This window comes from Streptomyces syringium, assembly GCF_017876625.1.
Classification (GTDB): Bacteria; Actinomycetota; Actinomycetes; order Streptomycetales; family Streptomycetaceae; genus Streptomyces; species Streptomyces syringius.
The window spans coordinates 1,446,056-1,466,875 of sequence record NZ_JAGIOH010000001.1 but is presented as its reverse complement, the minus strand read 5'-3'; the positions used below and the strand labels follow the sequence as shown (position 1 = coordinate 1,466,875).

Genomic DNA, 20,820 nt, shown 5'->3' with positions numbered 1-20,820 from the left:
CGGGCCGGCCGCTCAGAGCTTGCGGTACGTGCGGGCGTCGTCCGTCGCCGCGAGGACCGCGGCCATGTCGCCACCCGCCGACGCCGTCACCAGGGCGGTCACCGCGCCCTCGACGAAGGGCGCGTCCGCGATCCGCACCTCGGTCCCGGCGGGGAAGCCGTCCTCCCGGTCGTTGAGGAGTGCCTTGACGGTGAGGACCGCGCTGCCCATGTCGCACAGCACCACCACCCCGCTGCCCCGGTCGACGTCCTTCACCGCCCGGCGGACCAGCTCCGCGCTGGTGCCCACGCCCCCGTCGGGCAGCCCGCCGGCGGCCGCGACCGGGGCCGGGTCGCCCGTACCCACCAGGGCCTCGGCGAGCGCCGCCGTGGCGGCGGCCACCTCGCGGCTGTGAGAGACCAGCACCACGCCGACACGGCCCGCCGGTTGCGGCTCGGTCTCCGGAGCGGCGGCAGCCTCTTCGGTCTCCCCTTCCAAGGCGGCCTCGCACAACGCCGGGTCCGTCGCCTCGTACAGCGCGGTGACCAGCATCGCGGAGGACGTGGCGCCCGGGTCCTGATGCCCGACACTGCGCTCGCCCAGATAGCTGGCGCGCCCCCGCCGGGCCCGCATCGGCACGGTCGCCGCCGCCCCGTCCCGGGCGGCCCGTGCCGCCGCGTCCAGCGCGGCCACCACGTCGCCACCGCCCGCCAGGGCCTCGGTGTAGGCGTCGGCGGCCGGTTGCAGGGCATCGACCATGGTCTTGTCGCCGGGGGCGGAGTCGCCGAGCCGTCGTACGCTCGCGACGGCCGCGGCCAGCGCCCGCCCCAGCGTCTCGGGCGCGACCACGGCGTCCTCCCCGAGCAGCTTGCCCATGCGCCGCAGCACCGTGCCGAACAACGGCCCCGAGGCGCCGCCGACGGTGTTGGTCAGATGGACGCCCACCGCGGTGAGCAGCGCTCCGGGCGTGGCGGCCGGCCCGTCGGCCGTGACCTCGGCGGCCGAGGTGAAGCCGCGCTTGAGGTTGGCGCCGTGGTCGGCGTCACCGATGGCGGCGTCGAGGTCGGTCAGATACGCGGCCCGCGCCACGACGACCCGTGTGGTGCGGTCCAGGAAGCGGCGGAAGAAGTCCGTGTCGAGCGTGACGGTCATGGGCGGGCGGCTCCTCGTCGCTGTACCCGGCGGCGCGCTTGGTGGCACGCTTGGTGGCACGCGCCCACCGGTAGGGTCTCGGCTTGGCTCAGCCTAGGCTCTGTCCGGCGCGACGTCGGCTGCGGGCCGTCCTGCCGACGGCGGCGGGCGCCCTGCGGGCTCGTCCTCAATCGCCGGACGGGCTTGATGTGGCTGAGCTCAGCCACATCAAGCCCGCTGGGGGTACCTCCCAGCGGTAGCCGGTCGGCGCCCGTTCCTGACCGGCCGCCCTACTTGATGGCCTTGATCAGCTCACCGCCCGACGTGTCGCCGCTCAGCTCCCAGAAGAAGGTGCCGCCGAGGCCCTGCTGGCGCTTGTAGTCCATCTTCCCGGCGATCGTCGAGGGAGTGTCGTAGCTCCACCACTCGTTGCCGCACTTGGCGTAGGCCGTGCCGGCGACCGTGCCGTTCGCGGGGCACTTGGCCTTGAGGACCTTGTAGTCGTCGATGCCCTGCTCGTACGTCCCCGCCGCGGGGCCGGTGGCGGTGCCGCCCGGGGCGGACTGGGTGACGCCTGTCCAGCCGCGGCCGTAGAAGCCGATGCCCAGCAGGAGCTTCGAGGAGGGCACACCGAGGCTCTTGAGCTTCTGGATCGCGGCGTCGGTGTGGAACCCGGCCTTCGGGATGCCGTTGTACGAGGTCAGCGGCGAGTGCGGGGCGGTCGGGCCCTTGGCGTCCCAGGCACCGAAGAAGTCGTACGTCATGGGGTTGTACCAGTCGACGTATTGCGCCGCGCCCGCGTAGTTGGCCGCGTCGATCTTGCCGCCGTTGGTGCCGTCGGCCGTGATGGCGGCGGTGAGCAGGTTCTTCTGGCCGAATTTCGCGCGCAGCGCGGCCATCATGTTCCGGAAGGCGTCCCGGCCGCTGGTGTCGCAGGTCAGGCCGCAGGCGTTCGGGTACTCCCAGTCGATGTCGATGCCGTCGAAGACATCGGCCCAGCGCGGGTCCTCCACCAGCTTGTAACAGGACTCGGCGAACGCGGCGGGGTTCTTCGCGGCCTCGCCGAAGCCGCCCGACCAGGTCCAACCACCGAAGGACCAGATGACCTTGAGGTTCGGGTGCAGCTTCTTGAGCTTGCGCAGCTGGTTGAAGTTGCCGCGCAGCGCGCCGTTGTCCCAGGTGTCGGCCTTGCCGTCGACGCTGCCGGCCGCGTCGTAGGCCTTGTCGTAGTCGGCGTAGGCGTCGCCGATGGCGCACTTGCCGCCGGTGACGTTGCCGAAGGCGTAGTTGATGTGGGTGAGCTTGGCGGCGGAGCCGGAGGTCTCGATGTTCTTGACGTGGTAATTGCGGCCGTAGACGCCCCAGTTGGTGAAGTAGCCGACGACCTTGGAACCGGCCGTGGTGTCGTCGTCGGCGGGTCCGGCGGCGGTCTTCGCCGGCGGCGCCGCGGCGTGCGGGCCCGCCGTGGCGGTGCCCGCGAAGAGCGTGGTGGCGAGCATCGCGGTGCCCGCGGCGAAGGCCGCGAGAAGCGTGCGGGGCCGGCGGAGGGGGTGATGTCCGTGCGGTCTGGGCATGGTTCTCCTCGGTGGGGTGGGGAGAGCGGGGGGTGCGTGACCTGCGGCCATGTTTGACATGGACGCGTTGAACAGTGGGGAAACGGTAGAAGGACTAGACCAGTGCGGTCAATGGTTTGGACCAACCCCGGCCGGAGACCTCATGATCAGCAGACCCGTGACGGGGGGCAGCCGATCGGGCATACTCCAATCCGCCACAGCCGCAGGTCATCCCGTACCGAGACCCGGCAGGGGACCATCGACTGAGGCGTCCCGGACGGCGGCGCCACACCCTTGCGCGCCCGCCGCCGCAGCGCCCGACAGGGAGGAGAGCCGCGCCATGACCGACCACGGCCCGCAGCCGGTGGAGCGTCAGCTGCCCACCGAGGAGGCCCGCGACCTGATCTCGCTCGTACGCGAGATGGTCCAACGGGAGATCGAGCCGCACGCGTCGGGCGAGGAGGACGCCGGGCACTTCCCCCGCGAGGTCTTCGCCCTGCTCTCCGCGTCCGGACTGCTCGCCCTGCCCTACGCCGAGGAGTTCGGCGGCGGCGACCAGCCGTACGAGGTCTACCTCCAGGTCCTGGAGGAACTCGCCGCGGCGCGGCTGACCGTGGGGCTCGGCGTCAGCGTCCACACCCTCGCCTGCCACGCGCTCGCCGGATACGGGACCAAGGAGCAGCGGGCCGAGCACCTGCCCGCCATGCTCGGCGGCGGCCTGCTCGGCGCGTACTGCCTCTCCGAGCCCGCCTCGGGCTCCGACGCGGCCTCCCTGCGCACCCGCGCCACGCGCCACGGCGACACCTGGCGCATCGAGGGCACCAAGGCATGGATCACCCACGGCGGCGTCGCGGACTTCTACACCGTCCTGGCGCGGACCGGGGGCCAGGGCGCCCACGGCATCACGGCCTTCCTCGTCCCCGGTGACGCCCCCGGCCTCTCCGCCGCCGCACCCGAGCGCAAGATGGGGATGAAGGGCTCACCGACCGCCCAGCTGCACTTCGACGGCGTCGAGGTCGCCGACGCCCGCCGCATCGGCGAGGAGGGCCAGGGCTTCGCCATCGCCCTGTCCGCCCTCGACTCCGGCCGCCTCGGCATCGCCGCCTGCGCGATCGGTGTCGCCCAGGCGGCGCTCGACGAGTCCCTCTCCTACGTCGCCGAGCGGCGCCAGTTCGGCCGCCCTCTCGCCGACTTCCAGGGGCTGCGCTTCATGCTCGCGGACATGGCCACCCAGATCGAGGCGGGCCGCTCCCTCTACCTCACCGCTGCCCGGCTGCGGGACGCCGGCCTGCCGTTCTCCAAGCAGGCCGCCATGGCCAAGCTCTTCTGCACCGACGCCGCGATGAAGGTCACCACCGACGCCGTCCAACTGCTCGGCGGCTACGGCTACACCGTGGACTTCCCCGTCGAGCGCTACATGCGCGAGGCGAAGGTCCTGCAGATCGTCGAGGGCACCAACCAGATCCAGCGCATGGTCGTCGCCCGCCATCTCGCGGGCCCCGAGTCCCGCTGACCGCCGCGCCCGGAGAGTCACGGCGTCAGCTGCGACAGCTCCGGGACCGTCGTCGGCTCCACGCCGCGGATGCCCGCGGTGGCCTTCAGGCCTGTCGCGGTACCGACCGCGACGACCAGCCCGCCGTGCTCACGGACCCAGCGGCGGGCGGCGGCGACACCCACCGCCGAGGAGGGCTCCAGGAACAGTCCCTGGGCGCCCAGGCTCCGGTGCTCGGCCATGAACTCCCCGGTCGGGACGGCGACCGCCGAGCCGTCCGACCGGCGGAGCGCGTCGAGCCCCTGCCAGGTGGGGCGCTCCTCGCCGAGGGAGAAGGCGGGGGAGGGGCGATAGGGCACGGACGTGCGCTCCTGCTCCGCCGGCGCGCTACGGGCCAGCGCCGCCGTGAAGGGCGCCGCCGCGTCGGGCTCGGCCGCCACCAGAGCGGGGACACGGGCCAGCAGCCCGGCGGTGCGCAGCTCACGGAAGCCGCGCTCGATGCCGGACAGCAGATCGGCGCGGCTGGTGGGGACCACCACTGTCGCGACCCGGTCCCCGAAGTCCCGGGCGATCTCGTACGCGACGGACTTGTAGCCCTCGTTGGCGTAGGCGTTGCCGCCGGGGGCGGGCGAGGCGAAGCTGGTCAGCGGATACCAGCCGAACCGCTCCACGGCCTCCCGCATCGCCGCGTTCCGCGCGGAGCCGTCCTTGCGCACCACCCGGACCGCGCCCAGCGCGTCGATCTGCGCCCGCAGCGGTTCGGGCACCTCGTCCGTGGTGAAGACCACGCACCGCAGCCCGGCGCGCGCCGCGTACGCCGCGGCGGCCGCGCCCGCGTTGCCGGACGAGGCCGCGACCACGGTGTCCGCCCCGGCGGCGACCGCGGCCGCGACACCCACGGACATCGCCCGGTCCTTGTGCGAACCGGTCGGATTGGCGCCCTCGTACTTCACCCACAACTCGCCGTCGCCCCCGTGGTCGGAGGGGACCCGCACGTGGGGCGTGCCGCCCTCGCCGAGCGTCACCGGCGGTCCGGTCACCGGCAGGGCGGCAGGCCAGCCCCAGGGCCCGCCCGGGTACGTCCGCAGCGACAGCCCGGACAGATCGGCGAGGGGCGGCACCGGGTTCGCGCCGATGCCCTCCGCGCGGCACTCGCCGCACCCCGAGAAGTCCTCGGCCCCGGTTCCGCAGCGGGGGCAGTGCAGGGGTGTCGAAGGCATGCGAACTCCTCATGGGGAGAGGGTTGATGATCCTTCGACGGTAACAGTCGCGGCGCGGGGGAGACCCGTACAGCTCGGACCCGTACGGCTCGGGCACCCGCACCGCCGGCCGGAGGCCGTCCGGTCAGCGGTGGCGGCGCATCTCCGGGACCCGCACCGGGCGGGAGCCGGGGCCGCCGATGTGGGAGAACGGCTGGCGCCGCCAGTCCAGGCTCTCCGGCAGATTGAGCAGCAGGGCCGCGTCGCACTCCTGGGTCTCCAGCGACTCGTCCGCCGGTGCGGCCTCCTCGACGCCGCGGCCCGTGCCCGGGCAGACCGTGAGCCCGAAGGGGTTCCACGGCGACGGGCACAGCGCGTGCTCGGGGAGCACGTCCTCGTCGGCGAGCAGCGCGATCGGCCGCGCGCAGTCCGGGCACGTCACCCGGAACATCTCGTAGATCTCGTACAGGCTGCCGTCGCCGTCATTGAGGCGTTCCAGGCTGGGCATAGTGCTTCTCCCCCTCGGATGGGCCGGCCAGGCACCTCGGCCTCGGCCACAGCAAGCACTTCCCTGGTGGAGGGTCAGATAACCGCCCGTTCCGGCACAGGACACGGGCGCATGAGTGTGTCGTTCATCACATGGCTTGTGCGGCTATGCGCCCGTTCGGCTGTGCCGGGCGGCCCGGGACCCAGTAGGTTGACCCGCGTGGAGGAGTTGGACAGAGAAATCGTGGAACTGCTCGTCAAGGACGGGCGGATGAGCTACACCGACCTGGGGAAGGCCACGGGCCTGTCCACCTCGGCGGTGCACCAGCGCGTGCGCCGGCTCGAACAGCGCGGCGTCATCCGGGGGTACGCGGCGGTGGTCGACCCCGAGGCCGTCGGGCTGCCGCTCACCGCGTTCATCTCGGTGAAGCCCTTCGACCCGAGCGCCCCCGACGACATCGCCGACCGGCTCGCCGAGATCCCCGAGATCGAGGCCTGCCACAGCGTCGCCGGCGACGAGAACTACATCCTCAAGGTCCGCGTCGCCACGCCCCTGGAGCTGGAGCACCTCCTGGCCCGGATCCGCTCGTTGGCGGGGGTCTCGACGCGCACGACGATCGTGCTGTCGACCCCGTACGAGGCCAGACCGCCGCGGGTGGGCTGACGGCCGGCCGGTCCGGCGACCGGAGCCCCGGTTACGGGAAGGGGCGGGGCTGGGAGAAGATTCGCTGCATGAGCGACCGCCCCACCCCTCAGGAAGAGCCCCGTACCGTGCTGCTGCGCGGCGGCGAGGTGCACAGCCCCGCCGACCCCTTCGCCACGGCCATGGTGGTCGAGCGCGGCCACGTCGCCTGGGTCGGCTCCGAAGGCGCGGCGGACTCCTTCGCCGACGGCGTGGACGAGGTCGTCGACCTCGAAGGCGCGCTCGTCACCCCCGCGTTCACCGACGCCCATGTGCACACCACCTCCACCGGCCTCGCGCTCACCGGCCTCGACCTCACCGACGCCCGCACGCTCCCCGAGGCCCTCGACCGCATCCGCGCCCACGCCGCCGCCCGGCCCGCTGACCGGGTGCTGCTCGGCCACGGCTGGGACGCCACCCGCTGGCCCGAGCACCGGCCCCCGTCCCGCCGCGAGCTGGACGAGGCCACCGGCGGCCGGCCGCTCTACCTCACCCGCGCCGACGTCCACTCCGCCGTCGTCACCACGGCCCTGCTCGACCTCGTCCCGCACGCCGCGGGGCTGCCCGGCGGCGGCCCGGACGCGCCGCTGACCGGCGACGCCCACCACGCCGTGCGCGCCGCCGCGTACGCGAGCGTCACCCCCGCCCAGCGGGCCGCCGCGCAGGCCGCGGCGCTGGAGCGGGCCGCCTCGCTCGGCATCGGCTCCCTCCACGAGTGCGCCGGGCCGCGGATCTCCAGCGCCGACGACCTCACCGGCCTGCTGAGCCTGGCCGCCGAACGCCCCGGCCCGCGCGTCGTCGGCTACTGGGCCGAGGCGCTCACCAGCGCCGCCGACGCGAGCCGCGTCCTCGAACTCGGCGCGCTCGGCGCGGCCGGCGACCTCTTCGTCGACGGCTCCCTCGGCTCGCACACCGCGTGCCTCCACGAGCCCTACGCCGACGGCCCGCACGCGGACCACACCGGCACCGCGCACCTGGACGCGGCCGCCATCGCCGCCCACGTCACCGCCTGCACCGAAGCGGGCATCCAGGCCGGTTTCCACGCCATCGGCGACGCCGCGCTCACCGCCGTGGTGGAGGGCGTACGGGCCGCCGCCGACCGGCTCGGCCTCGCCCGGATCCGCGCCGCCCGGCACCGCGTCGAGCACGCCGAGATGCTCACCCCCGAGCACATCGCCGCCTTCGCCGAACTCGCCCTCACCGCCTCTGTCCAGCCGGCCTTCGACGCCGCCTGGGGCGGCGACGAGGCCATGTACGCCGAACGGCTCGGCGTGGAGCGGGCCCGCACCCTCAACCCGTACGCGGCCCTGCTGCGGGCCGGTGTCCCGCTCGCCCTCGGTTCGGACAGCCCCGTCACCCCCCTCGACCCCTGGGGCACCGTCCGCGCCGCCGCCTTCCACCGCACCCCCGGGCACCGCGTCTCCGTCCGGGCCGCCTTCACCGCGCACACCCGGGGCGGCTGGCGGGCGATCGGCCGTGACGACGCGGGCGTCCTGGTGCCGGGCGCGCCCGCCGACTACGCCGTATGGAGGACCGGTGAGCTCGTCGTGCAGGTGCCCGACGACCGGGTCGCCAGCTGGTCCACCGACCCCCGCTCGGGCACGCCCGGCCTGCCCGATCTCACCCCCGGCGCCCCCCTGCCGGTCTGTCTGCGCACGGTGGTCGGCGGGCACACCGTCTTCACGCGTCCGAACGAGTGACGCGCACGGCGCCGCGTACCGCCGAACGACGTGCCGTGAGCCGGCCCCTCCGACGCCCCACTCGCCGTACTGACCTGCTGATTTGAGGCAGCCACGCAGGTCATGAGGGTGTTGACAGGGTGCGGGCGGCGGCGGGTAGGTTCGGCGGAGTCCACCACAGGACGTCCGACCGGTGAATCTCCACACAGTCGTCGAGCGCCGCTGGGCCATGGGCGGTGAGCCGGAGCGCTCACCGCCACTGGGAGCCAGGTCCAGCGCACGGGGGCGAGGGACGGTTCCGCCGGGCCGGCAGGTGCGACCCGGGTGGGGCCCGGACGTTCAGTAGACAACGGCATTCGGTCGACTCGCAGCCAGCGGATCCCAGGCCGGCCCGAAGGACGCCGGGCCCCCATTCGACCGGGGCGGCAGGCCCCGCTGCCCGCACCCGGGAGCCGGTGGCCCCCCCGGGCGTTGTACGGTCGGCTCACCACCGCACAGCAGCAGGAAGGCGCGACCGTGCCCCCGGGTCCCGAAACCACCGCCGACGCCGCCGACGGCGACACCGTCGGCCGGCCGGGCGGGCCGTCTTCCCGCTCCCCGCGTCCACCGGGCCCGCCAGCGCGGCCCGACGCCCGCGAGAACGCCGCCGGCCGGCCGCAGGCAGCCGACGAACAGCCGGAGGCCGGTGACGCTGCGAAGGCGCCCGTACCGCCGACACCGGCGGACGGCCCCGACGCCTCGGACGCTTCAGACGCGCATCCGGACGCGGTTTCCGCCGCCGGTGACACGGCATCCCGGTCCGGCGGCCCCACGCGGCTCACCCGCCTCGTCCGACTGGCCCGTCGTGAGGCGCGGCGCAGTGCCCTCGCCGCCGTCGCGGGACTGGCCCTCACCGCGTCCTTCCCGCCGTACGACCTGTGGCCGCTGTCCTTCGTGGCCGTCGCCGCCCTGGCACTGCTGACCCGGGGCCGCACCGCCCGGCAGGGCGCCTGGACGGGCTTCGCCTTCGCGCTGCCGTTCTTCTTCTTCCTGCTGCGCTGGCTGCACGTGGTCGGCTACGACGCCGTCTTCGGCCTCTCCGTCATCGAGGCGCTGTTCATCGCCCTCCTCGGCGCGGGCCTGGCCGTGACCTCCCGGCTGCCCGGCTGGCCGCTGTGGGGCGCCTGTCTGTGGGTCGCGCAGGAGTGGGCCCGTGACCGGACGCCCTTCGGCGGCTTCCCGTGGGGGCGGCTCGCCTTCGCCAACACCGGCTCCCCCTTCACCCCGCTCGCCGCGCTCGGCGGCGCCCCGCTGGTCACCTTCGCCGTGGCGCTCACCGGCGGGCTGCTGGCCTGCGCGGTGGTCGCCGCCTGGCGCCTGCGGGGGGCCGCCGGCGACCGCGTACGGGCCGTGCGCGCCGCGCTGCCCGCCGTCGAGGCCGCCGCGCTGGCCGCGGCCGTCGTCCTCGCCGGGTACGCCGTGCCGGTGCCCACCAAGGCGGCCGACACGGTCGACATCGCCATCGTCCAGGGCAATGTGCAGAACCCGGGGATGAACTTCCTCGGCCGCCCGATGATGATCCTCAACAACCACGTCGACGCCACCCTCGCCCTGGCGAAGGACATCAAGGCCGGCCGCGTGAAGAAGCCCGACCTGGTCATCTGGCCGGAGAACTCCTCCGACCTGGATCCCTTCCAGTACGCCGAGGCCTACGACCGGATCGAGGAGGCCGTGCGGGCGGTCGGCGTGCCCGTCCTCGTCGGCGCCCTCGTCGACCACCCGGGCAAGCCCGGCTACGTCGACAACCAGGGCATCGTCTGGGACCCCGTGAAGGGCCCCGGCGCCTCGTACACCAAGCAGCACCCGGTGCCGTTCGGCGAGTACGTGCCCTTCCGGCAGCAGCTGAGCAAGGTCATCACCCGACTCCAGCGCGTGCCCCGCGACTTCTACCCCGGCGACCACACCGGGGTGCTGAAGATCGGCCCGGCGCGGCTCGGCGACGTCATCTGCTTCGAGGTGGCCTACGACGAGATCGTCCACGACACCGTCATGGCCGGCGCCCGCGCCCTCGTCGTCCAGACCAACAACGCCACCTACGGCCGCACCGGCCAGCCCGAGCAGCAGCTGGCCATGTCGCGGCTGCGGGCGGTCGAGCACGGCCGGGCCGTGGTCACCGCCGCGACGAGCGGCATCAGCGCGGTCGTCGCCCCCGACGGCAAGGTGCTCCACCGCAGCGCGGAATTCACCCGTGACGTCATCAGCACCTCCATCCCCCTGCGGGACGAGATCACCGTGGCCGACCGCGCCGGTGCCGCGCCCGAATGGGCGCTCGCTATGGTGGGCCTTCTGTCCTGCGCGGCCGCGATCATGATCGGCCGTCGAGGACGACCGGACGAGAAGGGGCAGCAGTGAACGACGGTGGTCAGCGGAGATACGGTCCGCTCGGCACGACCTTGGTGATCATCCCGACCTATAACGAGGCGGAGAACATCAAGCTCATCGTCGGCCGGGTGCGGTCGGCCGTGCCGGAGGCGCACGTCCTCGTCGCCGACGACAACAGCCCCGACGGCACCGGCAAGCTCGCCGACGAGCTGGCGGCCGACGACGACCACGTCAAGGTGCTGCACCGCAAGGGCAAGGAAGGCCTGGGAGCCGCCTATCTGGCCGGCTTCCACTGGGGCCTGGACAACGGCTACGGCGTCCTGGTGGAAATGGACGCCGACGGCTCCCACCAGCCCGAGGAGCTGCCCCGGCTGCTCACCGCCCTCAAGGGCGCCGACCTGGTGCTCGGCTCCCGCTGGGTCCCCGGCGGCCGGGTCGTGAACTGGCCGAAGTCCCGCGAGATCCTCTCCCGTGGCGGCTCCACCTACTCCCGCCTCCTCCTCGACGTCCCGATCCGCGACGTCACCGGCGGTTTCCGGGCCTTCCGCCGGGAGACCCTGGAGGGGCTGGGCATGGACGAGGTGGCCTCCCAGGGCTACTGCTTCCAGGTCGACCTGGCCTGGCGGGCCGTGAAGGCCGGCTTCCACGTCGTCGAGGTCCCCATCACCTTTGTCGAGCGCGAGCTGGGCGACAGCAAGATGAGCCGCGACATCGTCGCGGAGGCCCTGTGGCGGGTCACGTCCTGGGGCGTCGGCTCCCGGGTCGGCAAGGCCCTGGGCCGGGGCGGGAAGAACTGACCCGGACCCCGCCGGACGCCCCCACCCGGGGCGTTCCCCACGGGCGCGGCCCAGGCACACTTGAGGCATGACGTTCGGAGCACAGCAGACGATGGACGGCCGGCCGCCGAAACGGGGCCGTGCCCGCAGGCTCATCCCCTTGGCCGTGGCGGTCTGGGCGGTGCTGGAGATCTGGCTGCTGATGATGGTGGCCGACGCGGCGGGCGGGCTCACCGTCCTCGCCCTGCTGGCCGGGGGTGTGCTGCTCGGCGGGTTCGTGATCAAGCGGGCCGGACGCCGCGCCTGGAAGCGGCTGACGGACTCCCTCCAGCCGCCCAAGGCCCCGGACGACGCGCAGGGGCCCGCCGCCGCGCAGGCCCCGGGCGCCACCGGGAGCACGGGCGGCAACGGTCTGACGATGCTGGGCGGGCTGCTGCTGATGGTGCCGGGCCTGCTCTCCGACGCGGCCGGGCTGCTGTGCCTCTTCCCGCCGACCCGCGCGCTGCTGCGCAAGGGCCTGCAGCGCGGCGTGGACCGCCGGGCGGCGGCCTTCGGCCCGGGCCCCCTCGGTGACGCCTTCCAGCAGGCCCGGATGCACCGGCCCGACGGCAAGGTCGTCCAGGGCGAGGTCATCCGCGACGACGAGCCGCCCGCGCCGCGCCAGGACGGGCCGCGGCTGCCGCGCTGAGACGGGCCGGGAGGCCGGGCCGACGCCAGTCGGCCAGGGGACTCGGTCAGGGGCGTTACGGGCGCTTTACGGGCATCGGGTGACCGATGCCCGTCTTCGTCCCCCGGGTCGGCGCTACAGCCCCAGGGCGCGGACAAGCCCCCACAAGCCCCCATGACGCGGACAAGGGCCCGGGCCACTGCTCAGCGCAGTGGCCCGGGCCCTTGACGGATCCGATGGATCAATCCCTATGCCGCCCCGACAAACTCAGGCGGACTTGCGGTTGTCCCGCGGATGCACGGCGATGTTCATGGCACCGGAGCGCAGGACGGCCAGCCTCTCGGCCAGCACCTCCTCGAGCTCCTCGCGGGTACGCCGCTCCATGAGCATGTCCCAGTGCGTACGCGCGGGCTTGCCCTTCTTCTCCTCAGGACCATCGCCGTCTACCAGGAGTGCCACGGCGCCGCACGCCTTGCACTCCCACTCCGGCGGAATCTCCGCCTCTACCGAGAACGGCATCTCAAATCGATGTCCGTTCGGGCATGCGTACTCCACCGCCTGGCGCGGGGCCAGATCGATGCCGCGGTCGGTCTCGTAGCTGGTAACCACAAGTCGCGTGCCGCGGAGAGCTCGCTCACTCATGAATCGTGCCTCCCGGGCTTTGTCGCCCACAGGACAGGTGTCGCTGTCGTCGTCATCCGGTCAACGTCCGGTCGGCGGTGAAGATTCCCCGTTGAGGGACATGCGTCGCCCGTCGTGCCGCCCCTTGTTGTACCCACCAGCGCCCGGTTTGTCACATCTGACAACAGATGTCACCCTGTGTTTCTGCCTATTCAGCGCGCAGTAACGGTCCGTCCGGTGGGTCAAAGGCGTACACTACCGGCCCGCCGGTCCGTGGCCTAAACCAGGTCCGGAACTTCGCGTGCCGTGACCGCCGGGGAGGCCACCGGAACGGCCGTATCGCGCGGCTCTCGGGGGCCTTCCGGGTCCTCGGGCCGGGGCTGCTCCGGCCGCTCCGGCAGGGCGAAGGCGCGCAGGAAGAACTGGGACAGCGGCCCGATGCCCACCGCGTACAGCACCGTCCCGGCGCCCACCGAGCCGCCGAGCGCGAACCCCGTCGCCAGCACGACCACCTCGATGCAGGTGCGCACCAGCCGCACCGAGCGCCCGGTCCTGCGGTGCAGGCCGGTCATCAGCCCGTCCCGCGGACCCGGGCCGAAGCGCGGGGTGATGTAGAGCCCGGTCGCCACCGCGCCCAGCACGATCGAGAGGACCAGCAGCGGAACCCGCACCCACAGCGGTCCGGGGGCCGGGGTCAGGGTCAGCGTCGCGTCCAGCGCCAGGCCGATCACCAGCACGTTCGAGACCGTGCCCAGGCCGGGCCGCTGGCGCAGCGGCACCCACAGGAGCAGCACGAGCGCCCCGATGAGGATGGACACCGTCCCGATCGACAGGCCCGTACGCCCCGCGACACCCTGGCTCAGGACGTCCCACGGTGCCAGCCCGAGCCCCGCCCGCAGCTGCAGCCCCGCGCTCACCCCGTACAGCACCAGCCCGCCGTACAGCTGGACCAGACGGCGGGCGAGGGACGGCCCCCCTGACGCGGACAATGGTTCCTCCTGCTGGGTCGTACTTCGTCGTCCGGAGCCGGGCTGCGCCGGACCGGGGCGGGCCGAATGAATTCGGCCTAAAGCCTATTTTCGGCGGCCACCGGTGGTACGGGTGGCCTGCCGCGTGCCAGTCTGTGGACTGGTGGAGGATGTACTCCATGGCCAATTCCCGAAAGGTGGACCGCACGAGATGAGTCAGTGGACCTCTTCGGTGGGGGCGCCGCAGTTGGCGCGTCTCCTCGGTTCGCAGCACGCGCGCGACACCGTGACCCCGATCGGCGGCCGTCGCTCACCCGCCTACCGCTCCCTCGCGGACGGCATCCGGCTGCTCGTCCTGGAAGGCCGCGTCCCGGTCGCCGCGCGGCTGCCCGCCGAGCGGGAACTCGCCGCGGCGCTCTCCGTCAGCCGCACCACCGTCGCCGCCGCCTACGAGGCCCTGCGCGGCGAGGGCTTCCTCGAATCCCGCCGCGGCGCCGGCAGCTGGACGGCCGTGCCCGCCGGAAACCCGCTGCCCACCCGCGGACTCGACCCCCTCCCGCCGGAGGCCGTCGGCTCCGTGATCGACCTGGGCTGCGCCGCCCTCACCGCGCCCGAGCCGTGGCTCACCCGCGCCTTCCAGGGCGCCCTCGAGGAGCTGCCGCCGTACGCCCACACCCACGGTGACTACCCCGCCGGGCTGCCCGCCCTGCGCCAGGCCCTCGCCGACCGCTACACCGCCCGCGGCATCCCGACCATGCCCGAGCAGATCATGGTGACCACGGGGGCCATGGGCGCCGTCGCCGCGATCTGTCGGCTGTTCGCCGGGCACGGCGAGCGGGTCGCCGTCGAGTCCCCCTCGTACGCCAACGTCCTGCAGCTCATGCGCGAGGCCGGCACCCGGCTCGTGCCCGTCGCGATGGCCGACCGGCTCGCCGGCTGGGACCTGCCCGCCTGGCGTCAGGTGCTGCGCGACGCCGCGCCCCGCCTCGCCTACGTCATCGCCGACTTCCACAACCCGACCGGCGCGCTGGCCCCCGAGGAGCAGCGCCGGGAACTCGTCGAGGCCGCGCGGGCCGCCGGCACCCTCCTCATCGCCGACGAGACCATGTCCGACCTGTGCCTCGAACCGGGCGTCGCCATGCCCCGGCCCGTCTGCGCCTTCGACCCGGCGGGCAGCGCGGTGATCACCGTCGGCTCGGCCAGCAAGACGTTCTGGGCGGGGCTGCGGATCGGCTGGGTGCGCGCGGCCCCCGACGTCATCCGCAGCCTCGTCGCCGCCCGCGCCTACGCCGACCTCGGCACGCCCGTGCTCGAACAGCTCGCCGTGACCTGGCTGCTCAGCACCGAGGGCTGGGACGCCTCCATCGGTATACGGCGCACCCAGACGCTGGAGAACCGTGACGCGCTCGTCGACGCCCTCGGCCGTCACCTGCCCGACTGGGAGTTCACCGTCCCGAAGGGCGGGCTCACCCTGTGGGTGCGCACCGGCGGCCTCTCGGGATCGCGGATCGCCGAGGCGGGGGAGCGGCTCGGCGTGCGGGTGCCCTCCGGTCCGCGCTTCGGTGTCGACGGGGCCTTCGAGGGCTTCGTACGGCTCCCGTTCACCGTCACGGGGGCGGTCGCCGAGGAGGCCGCGACCCGGCTCGCGGAGGCCGCCCGCCTGGTGGCGAGCGGCGCGACGGCAGCGGTCGAGGCCCCGCGGACCTACGTGGCCTGAAGCGGCTTCGGGTCCGTGCCGGGGTGGTGGGGGCCGGCACGGTCACCGGTGTCCGGTCCGGCCGGACCGTGCCCCGGCCGGCCCTCGCCGGCCTCCGCCAGTTCGGCACCGGCCCAGGCCAAACCGGGGCCGGCCTGCGTCGAATCCACACTGAGCCACACCGGGTCGGTGCCCGCCCAGGTGGGTCCGCCGTCGTCGGCCGCCGGGACGGCGGTCGCCCACGCCGCGCCCGCGCCGCCCTCCGTCGAGTCCGGGTCGGGGTCATAAGCGGAGGCGGAGGCATAGGCGGAGATGGGGACGGAGGTGGAGACAGAGGCGGAGACAGGGGGAGGGGCGGAGGCGGCGGTCGGGGCGGGGTCCGCGTACGACCAGGGGTCCTCCGCCGCACCCGGGACGGGAGCGGTCTCGGGCAGCAGGGACAGCACCGCCTCGCGCTGGGCGTCGGTCGTCTCCTCGTCGTACGGGTTCGGGGTGTGCGGCACCTGGACCCGGTGCACCGGGCCCGAGCCCAGCCGGGCGTAGCCGCGGCCCGGCGGGACGTCCCGCGCCGGTGTGGTGTGCGGTGGCGCGCCGAGCGCGGTGCACACCTGATCGGGGGTCACGGCGCCGAGGACCAGCCGGGCGCGGGTGTGGGTCCGGACCGGCTCGGTCAGCTGCTCGTAGCCGTCGAGCTGTTCGGCCACCGCGACGGTGACGTTGCCGACCCGGCCGTGCCGCAGGGGTACCTGGAGCAGTTCCTGCGGATCGCGGCGCCCCTCGCCCCGGGCGAGATGGCTCAGCACCGTGGGCCGGTCGACGATGACCCACAAGGGGCGGCGGATGTCCTCGGGCGTCGGGCGGCCCTGCTGGCGGGCGTGGTTGGCGGTCAGCAGCCGGCGCTCGGTCTCGTGCGCCGCCCACTCCAGCGTCGCGAGGGCGCCCGGCAGGGAGGATTCGACGGCCAGCACCCCGTCCCGGCCGCGCAGGAAGGCGTACTCGCCCGCGCCGCTGCCGTCGACCACCACGACGTCGCCGTGGTGGAGGACCTGCAGAGCGATCGAGCGCAGCAGCGTCGTGGTGCCGCTCGACGGCTGGCCGAGGGCCAGCAGGTGCGGCTCGGTGGACCGCTGGCCCGTGCGCCACACGACGGGCGGTGCGTCGCGGGTCTCGTCGCCCGCGGTCACCGGCAGGGTCCGCTGGACGTCCGAGGCGTCGGTGAAGCCGAGCACGGCCTCGCCGGGCGCGGTGACGAACCGCTGGGCGAAGACGTCGGTGTCGAGCGCGGGCAGCGCGTGCAGGGCGAGGCGGTTGCCCGCCTCGTCCCAGTCGAAGCGGTACTCCCGGCCCCGGCCGGCCTTGAGGTGCAGCAACTGCTCGATCCGGGTGCGGGATTCGGCGTCGCCGTCGGTGAAGTAGGCGGGGTAGCGCAGCCGGAGGGCGGTCAGCCGTCCCCGGTCGTCGAAGGCGTGCCCCTCGAAGGCCGCACTCCAGCTGCCCCCGTGCGCGTAGAGCGGCGCAGGGTCCCCGGGGGCCGCGAAGTACGGCACCAGGGCCTCGTACAGCGCCTGGAGCCGTCCGGTGTCCGCCTCGTCCACCTCCGCCGCCGGCTGGGGCGCGTTCCGGCGCCCCGCCCAGGCGGCCGCCGCCATCAGCCCGATCGTGGCGAGCACCGGCCCGTACGGCACGAGCGCCACGATGAACACGCACGAGCCCACCAGGACCACCGTGGGCCCCCGCCGTTCCTTCGGGGTCTCGGCCCACTTGCGCCGCCCGGAAGCGGCCAGGGAACGCAGCCCACGCGAGACGACGATCAGCGGGTGGAGCACATCAGCGGCATTGTCGGCGACGGTGCGCGAGAACTCCCGGACACGGGTGATGGTCGGGTTCTCGGACAGAAAGCGGGGGAGCGTACGCCGGCCCACGTCGGTCTCCTGTTGTCGGTACGTGCGGGGGTGCGGGAGGCGTCAGAACTTGAGCCCGCCCAGCAGGCTCGCGAGGCTCGCCCCGCCCGCCTTGATGCTGGGCGCGATCGCCGTTCCCGCGAGGTAGAAGCCGAAGAGGCAGCAGACGAGCGCGTGCGATGCCTTCAGGCCGTCCTTCCTGAAGAACAGGAACACGACGACACCGAGGAGCACGACGCCGGAGATGGTCAGGATCATGGGGTTCTCCTGTTGGTGGGGGACGGTCACCATGAGTCCCTCCAGCCTCACAGAAAGTGTTAATACGGCAAAAGCGGCAAAGGGGTTATTTATCGTTCGATTCACTCGATCGGGAGGATGGGTGATCACTTCACCGGGGGAGGCGAACCCCGCAATCACGGCCCGAAACCGGCTCCCCGGCGATCATCGACGCCCCTGCCACGCCCTTGGCGTCCGCCGATGGGGATCGACGGTGATTCACCCGGACGGACGCGCCCGACTCCGCCGGGGCCGTCCGCGCGTTCACCGGTGAGCTCCGCCCGGGGCCGGTTGGCCGAAGAGGCGCGCGCCGCACGGCACTGCCGGTTCCCCCGCGCGCGGCCGTACGTAGGGTGGAGCGGCACCCAAGTCGGGGTGCCGTTCCAGGCGCCGAACCCGGAGGACCGCAGACCATGACCGAGTCGACCCCCGAGACCGAGCCCGCACACGACCCCGAGGTACTCCAGCTCGCGTCCAAGGTCTTCGACCTGGCACGACACGGGGACACGGACACGCTCGCCGCGTATGTGGACGCGGGTGTACCGGCCAACCTCACCAACGACAGGGGTGACTCCCTCATCATGCTGGCCGCCTACCACGGCCACCTCGACGCCGTGAACGCCCTGCTCCAGCGCGGCGCCGACCCCAACCGCCCCAACGACCGCGGCCAGACCCCGCTCGGCGGCGCCGTCTTCAAGGGCGAGGACGAGGTCGTCCGCGTCCTCCTCGCCCACGGCGCGGACCCGGAGGCGGGCTCCCCCTCGGCGACCGAGGCGGCGGCGGTCTTCGGCCGCCAGGACCTGGTGGAGCTGTTCCGGGGGGAGTGAGGCGGGTGGGGGCGGGCACCGGGGAGGCCGGGCGCCCGCCCCTTGCTTGGTGTGGCGGGAAGGCCATACCGGCACGGTGGTGCACCCGCTGATCCGGTCGGTGTCGCTGGCCAGGGCCACGCGTCGCCCGTCAGGGTTCTTCGCCTGAACGGCGAGCCCTCTCCTGCTACGGTCGTCCGTTCGCTGAGGAGGTCGCGAGTCATCGACTGGGAGGACTGGGGTCTGGCGCCCCGGGGCTTGGACGCCGCAACGCTGTGGGGCAACGCGCTGGCCGTCCCGGCACTCGCGGACCGCGTCCGCCGGGAGCGGCGTGCGGACTTGGAGAGCCGGGACGGCAAGCTGATGGCGCTGTCTTCCTGTCGAAGATCGTCGGACCGCACGCCTACGAGGAGGACCCGCTACTGGCGCCGGCCCGGAAGGAAGCCGAACGCCTGGTGGCTGAGCTTCAGCTCTGACGGCGTGAGTGGAGGGCGCACAGGTACTGGTTGACGGCAGCAGTGTCCACCTTGGCGCCCAGGGCCAGCACCAGTTGGGCCAGGTGACCGGGATCGTCGGTGCCGACCGCCGTTGCGGCAACTCTGGGCAGGTGGAACGCGGTCCGGAACGCTGCCTGCATGCGGGACAGACCGTCGTGGGGCGGTCGCAGGAACGGCCGGGGACCGACGCAGGATCGCCGTGGCATCGAGGAGGTCGACCCCTACGAGGAGCCCGGCCCGGATCGTCAAGCCGTCCGGAGAAGGCAGGCCGTCCACCCCCACCGTCCCAAGCGGCCGGGGGTCCCACGAGGCCACGCCCCAGGCACAGCACAGGCCCTCGCGGGCGGCGTCGGCCAGAGCGATGCAGGCGCTGCCGAGGAGAGAGTGGCCGTCAGCCGGGGACAGGCCCGTGAGGCTCCGCTCGGGGTTATGGAGGAGCCCATCTTTGTGGAGAGGGTGAACTTCGGCAACAGATCGGCCGCAGTCTCGGCCAATGCCGTGTGTGAGCGGAATCCGAGGTAGGGAGCCGCGGTGTCCAGTGCGGTGACGCCGAGGTGAAGCGCGGGCGTCAGGATGTCGCGATGGTGACGAGACCGGTGTAGGCCGAGGACAAGGCGGGGGTCAGCTCCGTGCACAGCTCCTCCTTCAGCAGGATCTCGGCGAGCTGTTCCACGTCCACGCCGGTCTTCTCAGCGGTGTCGCAGATGTCGACGGGGTGGCCGCTGAGGAGCAGGGTGAGGGCGGGGTACGCCTTGCCGGCGAAGGTGAGCTTCTTGCCTGCGGCGAGGACGTCCACGGTGTCACGGTGTTGCTGGATCACGGGCTCGAAGTCCGTGACGCATACGACGGCCGCAGGCTTGCCGAACAGGCCGGTCGCGGGCACATGGCGGGCGGCCGGGCGTTCCCGCTCGCGGGCATCGAGGAAGCCCTGAGGTGTCAGCTTGGCGGCCATCTCGGCAACAGCCTTGGCCAGGAGCTGCTGTTGCCCCTCCCACTGGCCGACCGAGTTCCAGCGGTCCAGGTCGCACCGGAACAGCTTCTGGGTTCGCGCCTGGTCGGTGAGCCAGGCCAGCCAGTTCACGCCGACGCGCTTCACGATGCCGAAAGTGGCGTGCAGGCTGTAACCGTCGCCCTGGTCGTCCCGTGTGGCCTGGTGCCAGAAACCGCGCGGGATGTGCATCACGTCCCCGGGCTCCATGACGCCCTGCCACACGATCTCGTCGCCGGGCTCGGAGTTGGGGGCCGAGTCGCGGTACATCGGCACCTTGCGCGAGGCGCCACGGACCTCCCAGCTCTTGCGGCCGGCGGGCCTGGACGACTACGACGTTGTGGTCGCCCCAGTGGAGCTTGAAGCCGCTGGCGTCCTGCGTGGTCAGGTAAGCGTTGACCTGGACCAGTTCGCGGGCCCACCACTGGAGTGCGCGGCAGGTGGCCTCCATGGTCGGGTCGAAGAAGTCGACCTCATCCAGGACCATCATGCAGCCCTCTCGCATCAGTTCCCCGGCGCGTCGCATGTCAGCCATGGGGATGGCCTGTCCGCGTCGGGTGACGGAGGGGTGGATATAGCGGCCGGGGTGCAGTTCGACGCCGCTCTGGAAGATGCGGAACTGGGGCGTGGTGACGCTGCGGCGCATCACCAGGTCCAACAGCTTGCTGGGATTGAGCAGCCGGTCGAGCAGGGAAACATCCTCGATCGTCCCCTGGGCGAAGGCGGCTCCGAGTGCACCGGTCTGCGTCATGGGGCGAGGGTCGGGGGCCCGCCGTGTACGACGAGCCCCTGGTCGGTGCTGTGGTGTGCTGGTGGCGCTACTCCTGGGGGAGGTTCAGGCCGTCGCGGTTCTCGCCGTCGTCGCCCGCGGAGGTGCCGGTGGGGTCGGACTCCGCGCCTCGGCGGTGAAGCGGTCCTGGACCTTGGTCAGGCTCTCGACGCCGATCAGCAGGTTGTCCTTCTGCGCTGCCATGTGCGTGACTCCATCTCCTGGTCGCCCAGGGTCGACGGTTGCCGGCCCATCCCCAAATGGGGGTGCCTTGCCAGTACCGTTAGAGGGCG

18 protein-coding genes and 3 pseudogenes are annotated in these 20,820 nt (G+C 73.2%); 9 read left to right on the top strand and 12 right to left on the bottom strand.

Annotation, left to right across the window (positions count from 1 at the left end):
- Positions 1-12: 12 nt before the first annotated feature.
- From JO379_RS33155 to JO379_RS06395, 3 genes and pseudogenes are all read right to left on the bottom strand, one after another.
- Positions 13-405, bottom strand: a complete 393-nt coding sequence (locus JO379_RS33155) for a PTS-dependent dihydroxyacetone kinase phosphotransferase subunit DhaM (protein WP_372449137.1) — start codon at positions 403-405, stop codon at positions 13-15.
- Positions 406-492: 87 nt separating this feature from the next.
- Positions 493-1,131 (bottom strand): annotated as a pseudogene (gene dhaL / locus JO379_RS33150) (dihydroxyacetone kinase subunit DhaL); the annotation flags it as partial.
- Between the two features lie 269 nt (positions 1,132-1,400).
- On the bottom strand, positions 1,401-2,684 hold the full coding sequence (locus tag JO379_RS06395; protein ID WP_130876775.1) for a glycoside hydrolase family 18 protein: 1,284 nt from the start codon (positions 2,682-2,684) through the stop codon (positions 1,401-1,403).
- Positions 2,685-3,003: 319 nt separating this feature from the next.
- On the opposite strand from JO379_RS06395, the gene JO379_RS06390 reads away from it, so the two are divergent.
- Positions 3,004-4,176 carry an acyl-CoA dehydrogenase family protein gene (locus tag JO379_RS06390; protein WP_209514308.1) on the top strand — a complete coding sequence of 391 codons (1,173 nt, stop codon included), beginning with the start codon at positions 3,004-3,006 and terminating at the stop codon, positions 4,174-4,176.
- Between the two features lie 17 nt (positions 4,177-4,193).
- Here JO379_RS06390 and JO379_RS06385 read toward each other — a convergent pair whose 3' ends face one another.
- Together JO379_RS06385 and JO379_RS06380 are read right to left on the bottom strand one after the other, a co-directional pair.
- Positions 4,194-5,375: a threonine synthase gene (locus JO379_RS06385; protein ID WP_209514306.1), complete on the bottom strand. Its 1,182-nt coding sequence runs from the start codon at positions 5,373-5,375 to the stop codon at positions 4,194-4,196.
- A gap of 124 nt (positions 5,376-5,499) precedes the next feature.
- A complete protein-coding gene (locus JO379_RS06380; protein ID WP_130876772.1) occupies positions 5,500-5,862 on the bottom strand; it encodes a hypothetical protein in 363 nt (120 codons plus the stop codon).
- A 198-nt stretch (positions 5,863-6,060) separates the two neighbouring features.
- On the opposite strand from JO379_RS06380, the gene JO379_RS06375 reads away from it, so the two are divergent.
- From JO379_RS06375 to fxsA, 5 genes are all read left to right on the top strand, one after another.
- Complete coding sequence (locus tag JO379_RS06375) at positions 6,061-6,504, top strand: Lrp/AsnC family transcriptional regulator (RefSeq protein ID WP_030365423.1); 444 nt, start codon at positions 6,061-6,063, stop codon at positions 6,502-6,504.
- A gap of 68 nt (positions 6,505-6,572) precedes the next feature.
- Positions 6,573-8,222, top strand: coding sequence for an amidohydrolase (locus JO379_RS06370; RefSeq protein WP_209514304.1), 1,650 nt, complete (start codon positions 6,573-6,575; stop codon positions 8,220-8,222).
- 495 nt (positions 8,223-8,717) lie between these two features.
- Entirely contained in the window at positions 8,718-10,592 is a 1,875-nt protein-coding gene (gene lnt, locus JO379_RS06365; RefSeq protein ID WP_307841907.1) for an apolipoprotein N-acyltransferase, read from the top strand.
- On the top strand, positions 10,589-11,359 hold the full coding sequence (locus tag JO379_RS06360) for a polyprenol monophosphomannose synthase (protein WP_130876770.1): 771 nt from the start codon (positions 10,589-10,591) through the stop codon (positions 11,357-11,359). The genes lnt and JO379_RS06360 overlap by 4 nt, the downstream gene beginning before the upstream one ends.
- A 67-nt stretch (positions 11,360-11,426) precedes the next feature.
- Complete coding sequence (fxsA, locus tag JO379_RS06355) at positions 11,427-12,026, top strand: FxsA family membrane protein (RefSeq protein ID WP_242625943.1); 600 nt, start codon at positions 11,427-11,429, stop codon at positions 12,024-12,026.
- Positions 12,027-12,272: 246 nt separating this feature from the next.
- On the opposite strand, the gene JO379_RS06350 is transcribed toward fxsA, so the two are convergent.
- Both JO379_RS06350 and yczE read right to left on the bottom strand, forming a co-directional pair.
- Entirely contained in the window at positions 12,273-12,647 is a 375-nt protein-coding gene (locus JO379_RS06350; RefSeq protein WP_087929069.1) for an RNA polymerase-binding protein RbpA, read from the bottom strand.
- A gap of 257 nt (positions 12,648-12,904) precedes the next feature.
- A complete protein-coding gene (gene yczE / locus JO379_RS06345; protein ID WP_209514302.1) occupies positions 12,905-13,615 on the bottom strand; it encodes a membrane protein YczE in 711 nt (236 codons plus the stop codon).
- Between the two features lie 190 nt (positions 13,616-13,805).
- Here yczE and JO379_RS06340 point away from each other — a divergent pair, with 190 nt between their 5' ends.
- Positions 13,806-15,311 carry an SCO1417 family PLP biosynthesis transcription factor gene (locus tag JO379_RS06340; RefSeq protein WP_130876768.1) on the top strand — a complete coding sequence of 502 codons (1,506 nt, stop codon included), beginning with the start codon at positions 13,806-13,808 and terminating at the stop codon, positions 15,309-15,311.
- Here the strand turns inward: JO379_RS06340 and JO379_RS06335 are convergent.
- Positions 15,299-17,212 carry a hypothetical protein gene (locus tag JO379_RS06335; RefSeq protein ID WP_207303845.1) on the bottom strand — a complete coding sequence of 638 codons (1,914 nt, stop codon included), beginning with the start codon at positions 17,210-17,212 and terminating at the stop codon, positions 15,299-15,301. The two genes, JO379_RS06340 and JO379_RS06335, sit on opposite strands and share 13 nt — an antisense overlap.
- 42 nt (positions 17,213-17,254) lie before the next feature.
- Positions 17,255-17,449, bottom strand: a complete 195-nt coding sequence (locus tag JO379_RS06330; RefSeq protein WP_130877060.1) for a hypothetical protein — start codon at positions 17,447-17,449, stop codon at positions 17,255-17,257.
- Between the two features lie 431 nt (positions 17,450-17,880).
- On the opposite strand from JO379_RS06330, the gene JO379_RS06325 reads away from it, so the two are divergent.
- Complete coding sequence (locus JO379_RS06325) at positions 17,881-18,294, top strand: ankyrin repeat domain-containing protein (protein WP_130876767.1); 414 nt, start codon at positions 17,881-17,883, stop codon at positions 18,292-18,294.
- A gap of 198 nt (positions 18,295-18,492) precedes the next feature.
- Positions 18,493-18,749, top strand: a pseudogene (locus JO379_RS33145) (hypothetical protein); the annotation flags it as partial.
- On the opposite strand, the gene JO379_RS33140 reads toward JO379_RS33145, so the two are convergent.
- From JO379_RS33140 to JO379_RS06310, 3 genes and pseudogenes are all read right to left on the bottom strand, one after another.
- Positions 18,740-18,910: a hypothetical protein gene (locus tag JO379_RS33140; RefSeq protein WP_245381397.1), complete on the bottom strand. Its 171-nt coding sequence runs from the start codon at positions 18,908-18,910 to the stop codon at positions 18,740-18,742. The pseudogene JO379_RS33145 and the gene JO379_RS33140 overlap by 10 nt on opposite strands.
- A 428-nt stretch (positions 18,911-19,338) precedes the next feature.
- Positions 19,339-20,509: pseudogene (locus JO379_RS06315) on the bottom strand (JmjC domain-containing protein).
- Positions 20,510-20,593: 84 nt separating this feature from the next.
- Complete coding sequence (locus JO379_RS06310) at positions 20,594-20,731, bottom strand: hypothetical protein (protein ID WP_209514300.1); 138 nt, start codon at positions 20,729-20,731, stop codon at positions 20,594-20,596.
- Positions 20,732-20,820: the final 89 nt, after the last annotated feature.